This is a genomic window from Pseudomonas sp. UME65 (genome assembly GCF_014170225.1).
GTDB lineage: Bacteria > Pseudomonadota > Gammaproteobacteria > Pseudomonadales > Pseudomonadaceae > Aquipseudomonas > Aquipseudomonas protegens.
In genome coordinates, this window is sequence record NZ_LZZQ01000004.1 from 476457 (window position 1) to 494172 (window position 17716).

Sequence of the window (17716 nt, forward strand, 5' to 3'; positions counted from 1 at the left end):
GGACCCTGGGCAACCTGGTGGACTGGCACTGCCAGGCCTTCGACCTGCGTCCCGGCAGCCAGGCCTCGTGCCTGGCCGGCTTCGGTTTCGATGCCATGGCCTGGGAGGTCTGGCCGGCGCTGTGTGTGGGCGCGACCCTGCACCTGGCACCGGCCCAGGACGGCAGCGAGGACCTGGATGCGTTGCTCGCCTGGTGGCGTGCCCAGCCCCTGGACGTGAGCTTCCTGCCGACCCCGGTGGCCGAGTACGCCTTCAGCCAGGAGCAGGGCCACCCGAGCCTGCGCACCCTGCTGATCGGCGGCGACCGCCTGCGCCAGTTCAGCCACGACCAGGGCTTTGCCCTGATCAACAACTACGGCCCCACCGAAGCCACGGTGGTGGCCAGTTCCGGGCCGATCCACGCCGGTGGCGAGCTGGACATCGGCCGGCCGGTGGCCAACGCGCGCATTTACCTGCTGGATTCCCAGCAGCGCCCGGTGCCCATCGGCGTCGCCGGTGAGCTGTATGTGGGCGGCGCCGGGGTGGCCCGGGGGTACCTCAACCGCCCGCAATTGACCGCCGAACGCTTTCTCGACGATCCCTTCAGCGACCAGCCTGAGGCGCGCATGTACCGCAGCGGCGACCTGGCGCGCTGGCTGGCGGACGGACGCATCGACTACCTGGGGCGCAACGACGATCAGGTGAAGATCCGCGGCGTGCGCATCGAGCTGGGGGAAATCGAGACCCGCCTCTGCCAGTTCCCCGGTATCCAGGAAGCCGTGCTGCTGGCCCGCGAGGATCAGCCGGGCAACCCGCGGCTGGTGGCCTATTTCACCCAGCAGCAGGACGTCGCCCTGGACGTGGCGCAGTTGCGCGCCCACCTGCTGGCGCAGTTGCCTGACTACATGGTGCCGGTGGCTTATGTACGGCTCGACGCCTTGCCCCTGACCGCCAACGGCAAGCTCGACCGCAAGGCCCTGCCGGCGCCGGATCAGGCGGCGCTGTTTGGCCGTGAATACCAGGCCCCGCAAGGCGCCACCGAAACCACCCTGGCCGCGATCTGGCAGGAGGTGCTGCACCTGCCGCGGGTCGGGCGCCAGGATCACTTTTTCGAGCTGGGCGGCCATTCGCTGCTGGCCATGCGCATGGTGTCCCAGGTACGCCAGCGCCTGGGGGTGGAACTGGCCCTGGGCGAGCTGTTCGCCAATGCCGAGCTGAGCGCGGTGGCCGCGGTGCTGGAGCGTGCCGGGCGCAGCCATCTGCCGGAGATCTTCCCGGCGGTGCAGGATCACGACCTGCCGCTGTCCTTCGCCCAGCAGCGCCTGTGGTTCCTGGCGCAGATGGACGGTGCCGCCAGCGCCTACAACATTCCCATCGGCCTGGGCCTGCGCGGGCAGCTCGATCGCTCGGCGCTGCGCCAGGCGCTGCAGGCCATCGTCAGCCGCCACGCCACCTTGCGCAGCCGTTTCGTGCGCGTAGAGGACCAGCCCCAGGTGCTGATTGGGCCCCTGGACAGCGCTCTGGAACTGCACGAGGAAGACCTGCGCCAGGCGCCGCTGACCCTGGCCGGGCGGGTGCGTGCCGAAGCCGCCCAGGCCTTCGACCTGGAGCAGGGGCCGGTGATCCGCGCGCGCCTGCTGGCCCTGGCGGACGATCACCATGTGCTGCTCCTGACCCTGCACCACATCGTTGCCGATGGTTGGTCCATGGGCGTGCTGACCCGGGAGCTGGTGGCCCTGTACGAGGCCTTCAGCCAGGGCCGGCCCGATCCCTTGGCGCCGCTGGCGGTGCAGTACAGCGACTTTGCCCTGTGGCAACGGCGCTGGCTCAGCGGCGAGGTGCTGCAGCAGCAGAGTGACTACTGGCGCCAGGCCCTGGCCGGCGCGCCCAGCCTGCTGATGCTGCCCACCGACCGGCCGCGGCCGCAGCAGCAGGATTTCAGCGGTGGCAGCATCGAGCTGCTGCTGGACCGGGCCCTGAGCGACCAGCTCAAGGCCCTGAGCCAGCGCCATGGCTGCACCCTCTACATGACCCTGCTGGCCGGCTGGGGGCTGCTGCTGAGCCGCCTTTCGGGGCAGGACGATCTGCTGATCGGCAGCCCGGTGGCCAACCGCATGCGCGCCGAGGTGGAAGGGCTGATCGGGCTCTTCGTCAACACCCTGGCCCTGCGCCTGGACCTGGACCCGGGGCAGAGCGTGAGCGGGCTGCTGGCCCAGGTCCGCGCCCGCAGCCTGGAGGCCCAGGGGCACCAGGACCTGCCGTTCGAGCAGGTGGTGGAAATCGTCCGGCCCCAGCGCAGCCTGTCCCACAGCCCGCTGTTCCAGGTGGTGCTGACCTGGGTCGACAACTTCGCCCAGGACCTGCAACTGGGGGACCTGAAACTCGAAGGTGTGGCCGGGGCCAGCGCGGTGGCCAAGTTCGACCTGACCCTGAGCCTGGGAGAAAGCCAGGGGCAGATCCGCGGAACCCTGGACTACGCCACCGCGCTGTTCGATGAGGCCACGGTGCAGCGCTATGCCGCCTACCTGGTGCAGGTGCTGCGGGCCATGGTGGCCGACGATCAGCAATGCCTGGCCCAGGTGCAGTGGCTGGATGAGACCGAGCGCCGGCAACTGCTGGAGGATTTCAACGCCAGCGCCGTGGACTACCCACGGGGCTGGACCCTGGCCCAGCGCTTCGAGGCCATTGCCGCTCGGCAGCCCGAGGCCACGGCCCTGCAGGTGGGCGCGCAGCGCCTGAGCTATGGCCAGTTGAATGCCCGGGCCAACCAACTGGCCTGGCACTTGCGGGAGCTGGGGGTGGGCCCGGATCAGCGGGTGGCGATCTGCGTCGAGCGCGGGCCGGGGATGGTGATCGGCCTGCTGGGGATTCTCAAGGCCGGTGGCGCCTATGTGCCCATCGACCCGGGTCACCCCGCGGAACGCATCGCCTACCTGCTGCAGGACAGCGCGCCGCTGGCGCTGCTGGTGCAGGGCAGCACCCGGGCCCTGGTGGGCCAACCGGCCATGGCCCGGGTGGACCTCGACCAGCCCGAGTGGCAGGCCCGCCCCGAGGGCAACTTGCAGGTGCCGGGCATGAGCTGCGCGCACCTGGCCTATGTGATCTACACCTCCGGCTCCACCGGCCTGCCCAAGGGCGTGATGGTGGAGCATGCCAGCCTGGAAAACCTGCTGGACTGGCATTGCCAGGCCTTCGACCTGGGGCCGGGGCGACATGCCTCCAGCGTCGCCGGTTTCGGCTTCGACGCCATGGCCTGGGAGCTCTGGCCGACGCTGTGCGGCGGCGCCACCCTGCACCTGCCGCCGGCCGGTATCGGCCACCAGGACCTCGACCAACTGCTGCACTGGTGGCAGGCCCAGCCCCTGGACCTGAGCTTTCTGCCGACCCCGGTGGCCGAATACGCCTTCAACCAGGGCCTGGGCCACCCGACCTTGCGCACCCTGCTGATCGGCGGCGACCGCCTGCGCCAGTTCAGCCAGGAGCCGAGCTTTGCCGTGGTCAACAACTACGGCCCCACCGAAACCACGGTAGTGGCCAGCTCCGGGCGGCTGCTGGCCGGCGGGCCCCTGGACATCGGCCGGCCCATCGCCAATGCACGGATCTACCTGCTGGACCCGCAGCAGCGGCCGGTGCCCATCGGCGTCGCCGGTGAGCTGTATGTGGGCGGCGCCGGGGTGGCCCGGGGCTACCTCAACCGCCCGGAGCTGACGGCCGAACGCTTTCTTGAAGACCCCTTCAGCACCGTGCCGGGCGCACGCATGTACCGCAGCGGCGACCTGGCGCGCTGGCGGGCGGACGGGCGCATCGACTACCTGGGGCGCAACGACGACCAGGTGAAGGTACGTGGCGTGCGCATCGAGCTGGGGGAGATCGAGACCTGCCTCAACCGCCTTCCGGGCATCCGCGAGGCGGTGCTGCTGGCCCGGGAAGACCAGCCGGGGCAGACCCGGCTGGTGGCCTATTTCAGTGCAACCCCCGGCGCCGAGCCGAGCCCGGCCGAGCTGCGCAGGCGCCTGCTGGAGCAACTGCCGGAGTACATGGTGCCGGCGGCCTATGTGCACCTCGCTGCCTTGCCCCTGACCGCCAACGGCAAGCTCGACCGCCGGGCGTTGCCGCAACCGCCGCTGGAGGCGCTGCTGAGCCGGGACTATGTGGCCCCCGAGGGCGACAGCGAGATCGCCCTGGCGCAGATCTGGAGCGAGCTGCTGCAGGTCGAGCGGGTAGGGCGCCACGATCACTTCTTCGAACTGGGCGGCCATTCGCTGCTGGCCATGCGCATGCTGTCCCAGGTGCGGCAGCGCCTGGGGGTGGAGCTGGCCCTGGGCGAGCTGTTCGCCAATGCCGAACTGTGCGCCGTGGCCGCGGCCCTGGCCCGGGCCGAGCGCAGCAGCCTGCCGGACCTGCTGCCGGCGCCGCGCAACCAGCCGCTGGCGCTGTCCTTCGCCCAGCAGCGCCTGTGGTTCCTGGCGCAGATGGAAGGGGCCAACACCGCCTACAACATTCCCATCGGCCTGCGCCTGCGCGGGCCACTGGACGGCGCGGCCCTGCAGCAGGCCCTGGAGCGCATCGTCGCGCGCCATGAAACCCTGCGCAGCCGCTTTGCCCAGTACGGTGACGAAGCCCAGGTGCTGATCGCCCCGGCCGAATCCGGGCTGGAGCTGCTGCTGGAAAACCTGCGGGGCCACCCCCAGGCCAGCGACGCCTTGCAGGCCCTGGTGCAGGGCGAGGCCTCGGCGCCGTTCGACCTGCAACGCGGGCCGCTGATCCGCGGGCGCCTGGTCAGCCTGGCGGACGACCACCATGTGCTGTTGCTGACCCTGCACCATATCGTCAGCGATGGCTGGTCCATGGGCGTGCTGACCCGGGAATTGGTGGCGCTGTACCAGGCCTTCAGTCGTGGCCTGCCCGACCCCCTGGCGCCGCTGGCGGTGCAGTACAGCGACTTTGCCCACTGGCAGCGGCACTGGCTCAGTGGCGCGGTGCTGGAGCAGCAGGCGCAGTACTGGCGCCAGGCCCTGGAGGGGGCGCCGCCATTGCTCATGCTGCCCACCGACCGGCCACGGCCGGCCCAGCAGGACTACGCCGGCAGCAGCGTCGAGGTGCGCCTGGATGCGCAATTGACCGCCGGCCTGCGCGCCCTGAGCCAGCGCCATGGCACCACCTTGTACATGACCCTGATGGGCGCCTGGGCGCTGCTGCTGGGGCGGCTCTCGGGGCAGTCCGAGGTGGTGATCGGCACCCCGGTGGCCAACCGCATGCGCGCCGAGGTGGAAGGGTTGATCGGGCTGTTCGTCAACACCCTGGCCCTGCGCCTGGACCTGGAGGCGGCGCCCCGGGTCCAGGCGCTGCTGGCCCAGGTCCGCGCCCGCACCCTGGAGGCCCAGGCTCACCAGCACCTGCCGTTCGAGCAGGTGGTGGAGATCCTGCGGCCGTTGCGCAGCCTGTCCCACAGCCCGCTGTTCCAGACCCTGTTCACCTGGCAGAACGGCGACGGCCCGCAGCTGGAGCTGGGGGACCTGCAACTGGAGGGCATCCACGAGGCCAGCCACTTCGCCAAGTTCGACCTGTCCCTGAGCCTGGGGGAGGTGCAGGACCGCATCGAAGGCAGCCTGGAATACGCCACGGCGCTGTTCGATGAAACCACCATGCTGCGGTATGCCGGCTACCTGCAGCGGGTGCTGCAGGCCATGGTGGCCGATGAACAGATGCTGCTGGCACAGGTGCCGCTGCTGGATGCCGCCGAGCGCGAACAGCTGCTGCACGGCTTCAATGCCACCGCCCGCGACTACCCTCTGGAACAGACCCTGCACGGGCTGTTCGAGACCCAGGTGCTGCGCAGCCCCGAGGCCATCGCCGTGCAGGCCGGCGAGCAGCAGTTGAGCTACCGCGAGCTCAACCAGCAGGCCAACCAGCTGGCCGGGCACCTGCTGCACCTGGGCGTCGGCCCCGACAGCCGGGTGGCGATCTGCGTCGAGCGCGGGCTGCCCATGGTGGTGGGCCTGCTGGCGATCCTCAAGGCCGGCGGCGCCTACGTGCCCATCGACCCGGGCTACCCCGCCGAACGCATTGCCTACATGCTCGACGACAGCGCGCCCCAGGCGCTGCTGGCCGATAGCGCGACCCGGCCGCTGCTGGGCAACCTGGCGCTGCCCCTGGTGGATCTCGACCAGCCGCAATGGCACCGCCAGCCCCGGGTCAACCCGCGGCTCAACGGCCTGACCCCGAGCCACCTGGCCTATGTGATCTACACCTCCGGTTCCACCGGCCGGCCCAAGGGCGCGATGAACGAGCACCGGGCCGTGGTCAACCGCCTGCTGTGGATGCAGGAGCAGTACCGTCTCACTGCCGAGGACGCGGTATTGCAGAAGACCCCGTTCAGTTTCGACGTCTCGGTCTGGGAGTTCTTCTGGCCGTTGTTCACCGGCGCACGGCTGGTGATGGCGCGCCCCGATGGGCACAAGGACCCGGCCTACCTGCGCCAGGTGATCCGCGAGCAGGGCATCAGCACCTTGCACTTCGTGCCCTCGATGCTCGATGTATTCCTGGCCTATGGCGACACCCGCGAATGCGCCGGCCTGCGCCAGGTGATGTGCAGCGGCGAGGCGCTGCCGGGCAGCCTGGTGCGGCGCTTCAAGCAGCAGTTGCCGCAGGTGGCGCTGCACAACCTCTACGGCCCCACGGAAGCGGCGGTGGACGTCACCGCCTGGGATTGCGCCGGCCCGCTGGCACAGACCCCGGACAACACCCCCATCGGCAAGCCCATCGCCAATACCCGCATCTACCTGCTGGACGGGCAGATGCAGCCGGTGCCCCGGGGCGTGGTGGGCGAGCTGTACATCGGTGGGGTGCAGGTGGCCCGGGGTTACCTGAATCGCGAACAACTGAGCGCCGAACGCTTCCTCAAGGACCCGTTCAGCCAGGAACCGGGCGCGCGCCTGTACCGCACCGGCGACCTGGCCCGCTACCTGGCCGACGGCACTATCGAGTACCTGGGGCGCAACGACGACCAGGTGAAGATCCGCGGCCTGCGCATCGAGCTGGGGGAAATCCAGGCGCGCCTGACCCAGCTCGAAGGGGTCAAGGAAGCGGTGGTGCTGGCCCGGGAAGATGTGCCGGGCGACCAGCGCCTGGTGGCCTACTACACCACCGTTGCCGGGCAGCCGGCCCTGGCGGTGGAACAACTGCGCCGGGCGCTGCTGGAACACCTGCCGGAGTTCATGGTGCCGGCGCTGTTCATGCACCTGGCGGCGCTGCCCCTGAGCCCCAATGGCAAGCTGGAACGCAAGGCCCTGCCGGCCCCGGGGCTGGAGGCGGCCCAGGTGCGCGAATACGAGGCCCCGGTGGGCGACACCGAGATCCTCCTGGCGCAACTCTGGGCCGAACTGCTCAAGGTCGAGCGGGTGGGGCGCCACGACCACTTCTTCGAACTGGGCGGCCATTCGCTGCTGGCGGTGAGCCTGATCGGCCGCATGCGCCGGGCCGGGCTCTCGGCGGATGTGCGGGTGCTGTTCGGCCAGCCGACCCTGGCGGCCCTGGCCGCTGCCGTGGGCCGCGGTCGCGAGGTGCAGGTACCGGCCAACCTGATCTACCGCGACTGCCCGCGCATCACCCCGGACCTGCTACCGCTGCTGGCACTGGACCAGGCCGCCATCGACCGGGTGGTGGCCACGGTGCCCGGCGGTACCGCCAATGTGCAGGACATCTACCCGCTGGCGCCGTTGCAGGCCGGCATCCTGTTCCACCATCTGGCGGCTGGAGCGGGTGACCCCTACGTGTTGCAGGCGCAGTTCGCCTTTGCCAGCACCGAGCGCCTGCAGGCCTTCGCCCAGGCCTTGCAGGGGGTGATCGAACGCAATGACATCCTGCGCAGCGCGGTGCTCTGGGAAGGCCTGGAGCAGCCGCTGCAAGTGGTCTGGCGCCAGGCGCCGCTGTGCTGCGAAGAGATCGCCCTGGAGCCTGGCGACGGCGAGGTGCTGGGCCAGTTGCAGGCGCGCTTCGACAGCCGTCGCTACCGCCTGGACATCGCCCAGGCGCCGCTGCTGCGCCTGGTGCATGCCGCCGACCCGGTGAACCAGCGAGTGGTGGCCCTGCTGCTGTTCCATCACCTGGTGATGGACCACGTGGCCCTGGAGGTGCTGCAGCACGAACTGCAAGCCTTCCTCCTGGGCCAGCAGCAGCGCCTGGGGGAAGCGGTGCCGTACCGCAACTACGTGGCCCAGGCGCGCCTGGGCATCGGCGAGGCCGAGCATGAGGCGTTCTTCCGCCAGATGCTCGGCGATATCGACCAGCCGACCCTGCCGCTGGGCCTGCAGGAAGTACCGGGAGGCAGCGCCGAACTCAGCGAAGCGCGCCAGCCCCTGGACCGCCTGCTGAGCCGGCGCCTGCGCTTGCAGGCGCGGCAACTGGGGGTCAGTGCCGCAAGCCTGATGCACCTGGCCTGGGGCCGGGTGCTGGGCAGCCTGGCGGGGCAGCAGCAGGTGGTGTTCGGCACCGTGCTGCTGGGGCGGATGCAGGGCGGCGAGGGCGCCGAACGGGCCCTGGGAGTGTTCATCAACACCTTGCCGCTGCGGGTCGATCTGGGCGAGTTGCCGGTGCGCGAGGCCCTGCTGGCCACCCATGAGCGGCTGGCGCAGCTGCTTGGCCACGAACAGGCGCCGCTGGCCCTGGTCCAGCGTTGCAGTGGGGTGGAGCCGGGTACACCGTTGTTCAGCAGCCTGCTCAACTACCGCCACAGTGCCCCGGCGGCAAACCAGGCGGGGCAGGCCGGCAGTGCCTGGGAGGGCATGCAGTTGCTCAATGCCCAGGAGCGCAGCAACTACCCGCTGACCCTGAGCATCGACGACCTGGGGGACGGCTTCATGCTCACCGCCGTGGCCGCCGGGATCGATGCCCGGCGCATCTGCGACTACCTGCACGGCACCCTGGAACAGCTGCTGCTGGCCCTGGAGCAGCAACCGGAACAGGCCATCGGCCAGGTGCCGGTGCTGCCGCAGGCCGAGCGCCGACAGGTACTGGAGGGCTTCAACGACACGGTGCGCGACTACCCGCGCGAGCAGGCCCTGCACCAGTGTTTCGAGGAGCAGGTGCTGGCCCGGCCGCAGCAGGTGGCGGCGGTGCAGGGCGCCGAACAGCTCAGCTACATCCAGCTCAACACCCGGGCCAACCAGCTGGCCCAGCATCTGCTGCAACTGGGGGTGCAGCCTGGGGATCACGTGGCGCTGCTGCTGCCGCGCTCCCTGGACCTGCTGGTGAGCCAACTGGCGGTGAGCAAGTGCGGCGCCGCCTATGTACCGCTGGACGTCAATGCCCCGGCCGAGCGCCTGGGGTTCATGCTGGCCGACAGCGGGGCGCCGGTGCTGCTCAGCCACAGCGAGCGGGTGCTGGAAGCCGCGGTGCAACGGGTCGACCTGGACCGCCTGCGCTTCGACCGGCTGGCCGGGCACAACCCGAACCTGGCGCTGTCGTCCGAGGCGGTGGCCTACGTCATGTACACCTCCGGTTCCACTGGAGCGCCCAAGGGCGTGCGGGTGCCGCACCGGGCCATCACCCGGCTGGTGATCAACAACGGCTATGCCGATTTCAACCCCGAGGACCGGGTGGCCTTCGCCTCCAACCCGGCCTTCGACGCCAGCACCCTGGAGGTCTGGGGGCCGCTGCTCAACGGTGGCCGGGTCGTGGTGGTGGACCACGCGACATTGCTGGACCCGCACGCCTTCGGCTCGCTGCTGGAACGCACCGGGGTCAGCCTGCTGTTCCTCACCACCAGCCTGTTCAACCAGTACGTGCAACTGGTTCCCCAGGCCTTCAAGGGGCTGCGCATGCTGCTCTGTGGCGGCGAACGGGCGGATGCCACGGCCTTCCGGCGGATCCAGGCCGAGCTGCCGCACTTGCGCCTGGTCAACGGCTACGGGCCCACCGAGACCACCACCTTTGCCGTGACCCATGAGCCCGGTGAGCTGGCGGCGGATGCCGACAGCGTGCCCATTGGCCGGCCGCTGTCCAACACCCGGGTGTACGTGCTCGATGCCCTGGGCCAGCCGCTGCCGGTGGGGGTGGTGGGGGAGCTGTACATCGGGGGTGATGGCGTGGCCCTGGGCTACCTCAACCGTCCGGACCTGTCGGCGCAGAAGTTCCTCATCGACCCGTTTCACCAGCAAACCCAGGGCACCGCTGCGCCGGCCCTGATGTACCGCACCGGCGACCTGGGCCGCTGGCTGGAAAATGGTCTTCTGGAATGCATCGGGCGCAATGACGAGCAAGTGAAGATCCGCGGCCTGCGCATCGAACCCGGGGAAATCCAGGCGCAGTTGGCCCGCTTCCCCGGCCTGCGGGACGGCGTGGTCGTGGTGCGTGAAGACAGCCCCGGGGACAAGCGCCTGGTGGCCTACTACACCCTGCACGAGCACACCCCGGCGCCGGACGCGGAGCAACTGCGCAGCCACCTGCAACAGCAGTTGCCGGACTACATGGTGCCCCTGGCCTATGTGCACTTGCAGGCCTTGCCCCTGACCCGCAACGGCAAGCTGGACCGCCGTGCGCTGCCGGCGCCCGGCAGCGCGGCCCAGCTCGCCCAGGCCTATGCCGCGCCCCAGGGCGCGCTGGAGCAGGCCCTGGCCGGGCATTGGGCGGCGGTGCTGAAGCTCGAGCAAGTAGGGCGCCACGACCACTTCTTCGAACAGGGCGGGCATTCGCTCTCGGCCATCCAGTTGCTCAACCGCCTGCAACAGGCGGCGTTCGACGTGACCCTGGCGGAGCTGTTCCAGCACGCCACGGTGGCGGCCATGGCGCGCCTGTTGAGCGAGCGCACGGCCGCGCCGCGCTCCACCGAGCTGATCCCGGTGCGCACCGGCGGCAGTGGCCCGGCGCTGTTCCTGGTCCATGAGTTCACCGGGCTGGACGTGTATTTCCCGGCCCTGGGCCAGCACCTGGAAGGCGATTTCCCGATCTACGGCCTGCCCGGCGTGGCGGTCGGCGAGCCGCAGTTGCGCACCCTGGAATGCCTGGCCACACGCTTGGTTGACGTGATGCGCAAGGCCCAGCCGCAGGGGCCATATCGCCTGGCCGGCTGGTCCTTCGGTGGGGTCCTGGCCTATGAGATCGCCCAGCAGTTGCTGGGCCTGGACCAGGAGGTGGAGTTCCTCGGCCTGATCGACAGCTACGTGCCGCGCCTGACCGACCAGGGCAAGGCTCGCTGGTCTGGCGAGCACGCGCACAAGCGCCACCTGCTGTTGCAGTGCCGCGCCTACTGGAGCGCCCAGGGCGCGGCCGGGGTGCAGCCCCTGGCGCACCTGGAACAACTGGAGGCGCTGCTGGAGCCACTGGACTTTGCCGACCTGCTGCAACGCTGCCGCGACCAGGGGCTGCTGTTCGAGCAACTGGCCACGGCGCCGCCGCAAGCGCTCGGTCATTACCTGGACCGCGAGGTCGCCCACGGCCATGCCCTGGCCCATTACCGGGTCCATCCCCTGGGCATGCCGGTGCATCTGTTCTGCGCCGCCGAACGGCCCACCGAGCTGTCCGGGCGCAGCCCGACCCTGGGCTGGGGCGAGATCCTGCCGGCGGGCGAACTGCACTGCATCAGCGTGCCCGGGGACCACCTGAGCATGATGAAGGCGCCGCATATCCAGGCCCTGGGTCACGCCCTGGGTCACGCCCTGGGCCAGGCCCTGGCGGCGACCAGGGCCAAGGGCGCGGTGAGCGCTGTGCCGCACCAGCCCTTGCTGCGGATCCAGAGCGGGCGCCCCGGGCACACGCCGATCTTCTGCGTGCCCGGGGCCGGTGACAGCATCACCGGCTTTATCGGCCTGAGCGAGGCCCTGGGGGCCGAATGGCCGATCCTCGGCCTGCAGGCCCGGGGCCTGGACGGCTGCGGGGTGCCCCATGGCCAGGTCGAAGTGGCGGCCCGGCATTACCTGGAGGCCATCACCGCCGAGTACCCCGACGGGCCGCTGCACCTGATCGGCCATTCCTTCGGCGGCTGGGTGGCATTCGAGATGGCCGGGGCCCTGCAGGCCGCCGGTCGCGAAGTGGTGTCGCTGACCCTGATCGACAGTGAGGCTCCCGGAGGCAATGGCGCGCTAGGGCGGCCCTATACCACCACCGCGGCGCTGTGGCGCTTGATCGAATCCATGCAACTGGCTGCAGGCCAGGACATGGGCATCGACCCCGAGCGCTTCGCCGCCGAGGACGATGGCATGCAGATGCACCTGCTGCATGCCGGCATGGTACGGGTCGGGCTGTTGTCCCCGCGCGCCGACCCGCGGGCCATGCACGGCCCGGCGCGAACCTTCGCCAGCGCCCTGCGTACCCGCTACCAGCCTCGGCGCCCGTACCAGGGCAAGGTGCGCCTGGTGCTGGCGGGTGACCCGAGCCTGGACGCCGCCGGCAACCGCCGGGAGCAGCAGGGGATGGTCCAGGGCTGGCGCCGGCAGGCTGCGCACCTGCAGGTGTGGTACGGCCCGGGCAACCACTTCAGCCTGCTCAAGGCGCCCAACGTCTACCACCTGGCGGCCTGGTGGCATGACGGCCTGGCGCTGCCCCAGGGGGAGGTCATGTCATAGGGCGCGGGGCAACACAGGCGCTGGCCCTGCCGGCGCCTGGACACCCGGTTTCATTCATCTGGAACACCGCTCACTACGGCAGCACGGTGTTCTGTAAGGGGGCTCGCCGCTGGCCGGTGCAGCCCGCCCTCAACGGACTTGTGGTCATCTATGGAAAAGTCGAAGTTTCGCAAAATCGGTATGGGGCTGTTGCTGGTGGTTGTGGCCGGGTTGATTTTCTATACGGTGCAGGCGCCGGCGGAGCCGCCGCAGTACCTGACCGCCAAGGTCGAACGGGGGGATATCGAGAACGCGGTCCTGGCCTCGGGCCTGCTCGAAGGCATCAAGCAGGTGGATGTCGGGGCCCAGGTCTCCGGGCAGTTGAAGTCGCTCAAGGTCAAGGTCGGGGACAAGGTGAAAAAGGGCCAGTGGCTGGCGGAAATCGACCCGCTGGTGCTGCAGAACACCCTGCGCCAGGCCCAGGTGGACGAGGAGAACCTGCAGGCCAAGCGCCGCGCCACCGCGGCCCAGCTCAAGGAAACCAAGGCCATCTACGAGCGCTACCGTGACTTGCAGTCCGACGCCTCGATTTCCCAGCAGGATTACGAGACCGCCGAATCCAACTACGAGGTGCAGCGGGCCAACCTGCTGTCCCTGGACGCGCAGATCAAGAGCGCGCACATCCAGATCGACACCGCCAAGGTCAACCTGGCCTACACCCGCATCGTCGCGCCGATCGATGGCGATGTGGTGGGGGTGGTGACCCAGGAAGGCCAGACGGTGATCGCCAACCAGCTGGCGCCGGTGCTGCTCAAACTGGCGGACCTGGACACCATGACCGTCAAGGCCCAGGTTTCGGAGGCCGATGTGATCCATATCGCCCCCGGCCAACAGGTGTACTTCACCATCCTCGGCGAGGCGGAAAAACGCTACTACGCCAAGCTGCGGGGCACTGAGCCGGCGCCGCAGAACTTTCTCGAAACCCAGACCGCCGGCACCCCCAAGCAGAACACCGCGGTGTTCTACAACGCGCTGTTCGACGTGCCCAACCCGGACCATCGGCTGCGCATTTCCATGACTGCCCAGGTACGCATCGTGCTGGATACCGCCAAGGACGTGCTGATGGTACCGGTGGCGGCCCTGGGCCCGCGCAATGCCGACGGCAGCTTCGCGGTGCGGGTGCTGGACGCCAAGGGCCATGCCCAGGCGCGCAACGTCAGCACCGGGATCAACAACAACGTCAAGGTGCAGATCAAGGACGGCCTGGCGGAGGGTGACCGGGTGGTGATCGGTGATCCGCTGCCCGGCACGGCAGGGGCCTGAGCATGAGCGAGCCCCTGCTGCACCTCACCGGCATCAGCCGCAGCTTCACCGCCGGGGATCGGGAGTTCCTGGCCCTCAAGCACATCGACCTGAGCATCCAGGCCGGGGAAATGGTGGCGATCACCGGGGCCTCGGGGTCGGGCAAGTCGACCCTGATGAACATCCTCGGCTGCCTGGACTATGCCACCGCCGGCAGCTACAAGGTCAACGGCCGGGAAACCCGCGACCTCGACGACCAGGCCCTGGCGGAACTGCGCCGCGACTACTTCGGCTTCATCTTCCAGCGCTACCACTTGCTGCCGCACCTGAGCGCCATGCACAACGTCGAGATGCCGGCGATCTACGCCGGTACCCCGCAAGTCAGGCGCCATGGCCGGGCCCGGGAACTGCTGGCGCGCCTGGGTTTGTCCGGGCACCTGGGCCACCGGCCCAACCAGCTCTCCGGCGGCCAGCAGCAGCGAGTGAGCATCGCCCGGGCGCTGATGAACGGCGGCGAAGTGATACTCGCCGACGAACCCACCGGTGCCCTGGACACCGCCAGCGGCAAGGAGGTGATGAACATCCTCCAGGAACTGCACGGCCTGGGGCACACGGTGATCATCGTCACCCACGACCCCAAGGTGGCGGCCAACGCCCAGCGCATCATCGAAGTGCGCGACGGCGAGATCGTCAGCGACCGGGCCAACCCGCGCCCGGCGGACGAGGCGCCGAGCGAGCCACCGGTCAGCGTGCGGCCCGCCGGTGCGCGGCGCCTGGTGGCCAGCCTGGGGCTGTTCAAGGAGGCCTTCGTGATGGCCTGGGTGGCGCTGGTCTCGCACCGCATGCGCACCCTGCTGACCATGCTCGGGATCGTCATCGGCATCACCTCGGTGGTGTCCATCGTGGCCATCGGCGAGGGCGCCAAGCGCTACGTGCTCAAGGACATCCAGGCCATTGGCAGCAACACCATCGACATCTTCCCCGGGGCCAGTTTCGGCGACAGCCGGGCGGCGGCGATCCAGACCCTGATGCCCGCCGACGTGACGGCCCTGAACCAGCTGTACTACGTCGACAGTGCCACGCCCATGGTCGGCCGCAGCCTGTTGCTGCGCTACGGCAACATCGACCTCAACGCCACGGTCAACGGCGTCAGCCACCTGTATTTCCAGGTTCGCGACATCAAGCTGGCCAGCGGCATTTCCTTCAGCGAGAACGACGCGCGGCGCCAGGCCCAGGTGGTGGTGATCGACCACAACACCCGCAACCGCCTGTTCGGCCCGGATGTCGACCCGCTGGGGCAGGTGATCCTGGTGGGCAACCTGCCGTGCACGGTGATCGGCGTGACCCGGGAGAACAAGAACATGTTCGCCGCCAGCAACCTGCTGAACGTCTGGCTGCCCTACGAGACCGCCGCCGGGCGGGTGCTCGGCCAGCGCCACCTGGACAGCATCAGCGTGCGGATCAAGGACGGCCAGCCGAGCAAAGTGGTGGAGGAGCATGTGAAGAAGCTGATGGAGCAGCGCCACGGCACCAAGGATTTCTTCACCAACAACCTCGACAGCATCATGCAGACGGTGCAGCGCACCAGCCGCTCCCTGGCCCTGCTGCTGTCGCTGATCGCGGTGATTTCCCTGGTGGTGGGGGGAATCGGGGTGATGAACATCATGCTGGTGTCGGTCACCGAGCGGACCCGGGAGATCGGCATCCGCATGGCGGTGGGGGCCCGGCAGTCGGATATCCGCCAGCAGTTCCTGGTGGAGGCGGTGATGGTCTGCCTGATCGGCGGGGCCATCGGCATCAGCCTGTCGTTCGCCATCGGCTACCTGTTCACCCTGTTCATCAAGGAGTGGGAGATGGTGTTTTCCATGGGGTCGATCATTACCGCGTTCGCCTGTTCGACCCTGATCGGCATCGTCTTCGGCTTCGTTCCGGCGCGCAACGCCGCGCGCCTGGATCCCATCGAGGCCCTGGCCCGGGATTGACAGGCCGTAGACCGAACCGCCGGCGCTGGGGCCGGCGGGGGTTACAGGGCCAAGGCCGGATCAGGCCGTCGGGGTTTCGCTGCTGTGCGGCGCTTGTTCCTCGGGCGAGTACATCCAGCGTAGCAGCGAGTGCCGGCCACTGATGCCGAGCTTGATGGCGGCGCGCTTCAAGTAGCTTTCGACGGTATTGACCTTGAGCTTGAGCTGCTCGGCCAGCTGCGGCGCGGTGCGCCCGGCCAGCAGCCCGACACAGACCTCCAGCTCGCGGTTGGACAGGCGCAGCCCGGACTGTTCCAGGCGCGCGGCAAAGCGCAGGCGCAGGCTTGCCAGGCCCTCGATGGCGGCACTGTCCTGCTCGGCGGCATCGCCCCGGGGCTGCAGGGCGCTGATGTGTTTTTCCACCATGGGCAGCAGCAACGGCGAGATGTCCTCCAGCAGCAGGCGTTCCTGGGGGGAAAAGCTCTGGTCCTGGCTGCTGCGGTACACCGAGAGCACGTAGTGGTAGGAGTCCTTGCGCCCGGTCAGGTGCAGTTGTGCCGGGTCCGCGTGGCCGCGCTGGCGTTGCAGCGACGGGCCCGGGGCCGGTTCGCCGGGTTGTTCGGGAAAGCCGGTGAGCAGCAGCGGGTCATTGCTGGCATGGGCATCGCTGTACAGCGGGTGGCGGGTCTGCATCAGGGTGTTGCCGGTTCTGCCGACGGCCTGTTCCGGGTCGGCCCGCAGTTGGGTGATATGGGTGGCGTCCACAGCCAGCTGGGTGAGTATCAGGTCGTGCAGCATGCGCGGAAAGTTGCGGCTGCCGGTGCTGGCGATGACCTTACCAATGTGTGGAAACAGTATTTGTGAGTTCATCATTTCATCCATGAATGTGAAGGTGTGGAGGGGGGCTGCCTTATAGCAACGAGTTTGGGTCAGGGTTGATTTACCTCCTGTTTGCTCTGGGCGACAAAGGGTCGCCTCGTATCCTAGTACAAGGTTTTGTTGGTCGTTTGGTGAAAATGGTCAAATAGTCGATTTTTCAAGCATTGACTTTGCTTTTTTGAGGGGCTGGTTAAAGAAGGATCGCACCATCAATCGCTGTAGAGGGGGAGCAGCTTGAAATCGGTCTGGACCACAATACATCGATGGCCTCATTCCTCTGGTCCTAGCTGGGCCAATGAGGCTGATAGTGTTCTGCTCATCACATTCTCAGGCGCTAGTACTGGGTTTTTTCCAGAAGTGATAAAAAGGTTCGATCTTCTGAATCTGAAATTCGCATTTCTGGTAAAGCCCACATGCGGACAGGTTGTTCTTTTGGGTAACAACCTGACATTGCTTGAAACCTCGGTCCTGGAACCATTGTTGAGCGTGTCTGACCAGCGTTTGACCATGTCCTTGTCCGCGAACTGATGAATCAACGGCGAGTAGCCCTATGTCTGCAATGCCGTTCTTTGTGCCAGCGGTCAACATCGCCACTATTTTAGTGTTACTGCGTATCACAAATACCTCGAGAGCGATTTCCTTGGCTGCTGACCTTCTGGCCCAGATGCTGTAGAGCTCATGGAATTTTTCCAGGTCGATATTAGGGTCAACTGAAAACCTTGAGTACTCGCCGCTTTGAACAGCGAGGTCGATCAACTCTTCAACTTTCATTGATGGATGGTAGGTTTCCACCAGTGACGAATATCTCTTGCCCTTGGTGGTGGCGAGGTTGGTGATGAACGTAGCCTTAAGATCTACTAGGCTGCCTTTCATGGGGAGTGAGTCCAGCTCACTCAGCTCTTTTTCTGATTGCCAGTAAACTAAGCTGGCACCTAGTTTTAGCGCCTTGCTTAACTGCTCTTGCAGATGGGCCTTCGAAAGTGTGGGGTTGCTGATTCGATAGACTGGGGTCTGAAAAAAATCGGTGTCCCACTCAAGCTTTTCTATATCCATTGC

General features: G+C 68.0%; 5 protein-coding genes (1 of these 5 running past the window's edge). 3 read left to right on the forward strand and 2 right to left on the reverse strand.

What is annotated here, in order from left to right; genetic code table 11:
- The 3 genes from ofaC to A9971_RS03295 all read left to right on the forward strand — a co-directional run.
- A protein-coding gene (gene ofaC, locus A9971_RS03285; protein ID WP_183000910.1) for an orfamide A non-ribosomal peptide synthetase OfaC crosses the window boundary here: on the forward strand, positions 1-12539 show its 3' portion. 2179 nt of this gene lie to the left of the window's left edge; the window shows 12539 of its 14718 coding nt (coding positions 2180-14718); its start codon lies beyond the left edge, outside the window; it ends in the stop codon at positions 12537-12539.
- Between the two features lie 150 nt (positions 12540-12689).
- On the forward strand, positions 12690-13841 hold the full coding sequence (gene macA, locus A9971_RS03290) for a macrolide transporter subunit MacA (RefSeq protein ID WP_011060449.1): 1152 nt from the start codon (positions 12690-12692) through the stop codon (positions 13839-13841).
- A 2-nt stretch (positions 13842-13843) separates the two neighbouring features.
- Positions 13844-15802, forward strand: coding sequence for a MacB family efflux pump subunit (locus A9971_RS03295; RefSeq protein WP_041117091.1), 1959 nt, complete (start codon positions 13844-13846; stop codon positions 15800-15802).
- Between the two features lie 60 nt (positions 15803-15862).
- Here A9971_RS03295 and A9971_RS03300 read toward each other — a convergent pair whose 3' ends face one another.
- Positions 15863-16651 carry a LuxR family transcriptional regulator gene (locus A9971_RS03300; RefSeq protein WP_041752100.1) on the reverse strand — a complete coding sequence of 263 codons (789 nt, stop codon included), beginning with the start codon at positions 16649-16651 and terminating at the stop codon, positions 15863-15865.
- Positions 16652-16987: 336 nt separating this feature from the next.
- The gene (locus tag A9971_RS03305) at positions 16988-17713 is read right to left on the reverse strand and encodes an N-acetyltransferase (RefSeq protein ID WP_041117100.1); all 726 of its coding nucleotides are present in this window, start codon (positions 17711-17713) and stop codon (positions 16988-16990) included.
- Positions 17714-17716: the final 3 nt, after the last annotated feature.

What these genes read in the sequence shown, in the direction of transcription:
- macA (WP_011060449.1), top strand. Translation starts at nt 12,690, where the DNA reads ATGGAAAAGTCGAAGTTTCGCAAAATCGGTATGGGGCTGTTGCTGGTG.
- A9971_RS03295 (WP_041117091.1), top strand. Translation starts at nt 13,844, where the DNA reads ATGAGCGAGCCCCTGCTGCACCTCACCGGCATCAGCCGCAGCTTCACC.
- A9971_RS03300 (WP_041752100.1), bottom strand. Translation starts at nt 16,651, where the DNA reads ATGAACTCACAAATACTGTTTCCACACATTGGTAAGGTCATCGCCAGC.
- A9971_RS03305 (WP_041117100.1), bottom strand. Translation starts at nt 17,713, where the DNA reads ATGGATATAGAAAAGCTTGAGTGGGACACCGATTTTTTTCAGACCCCA.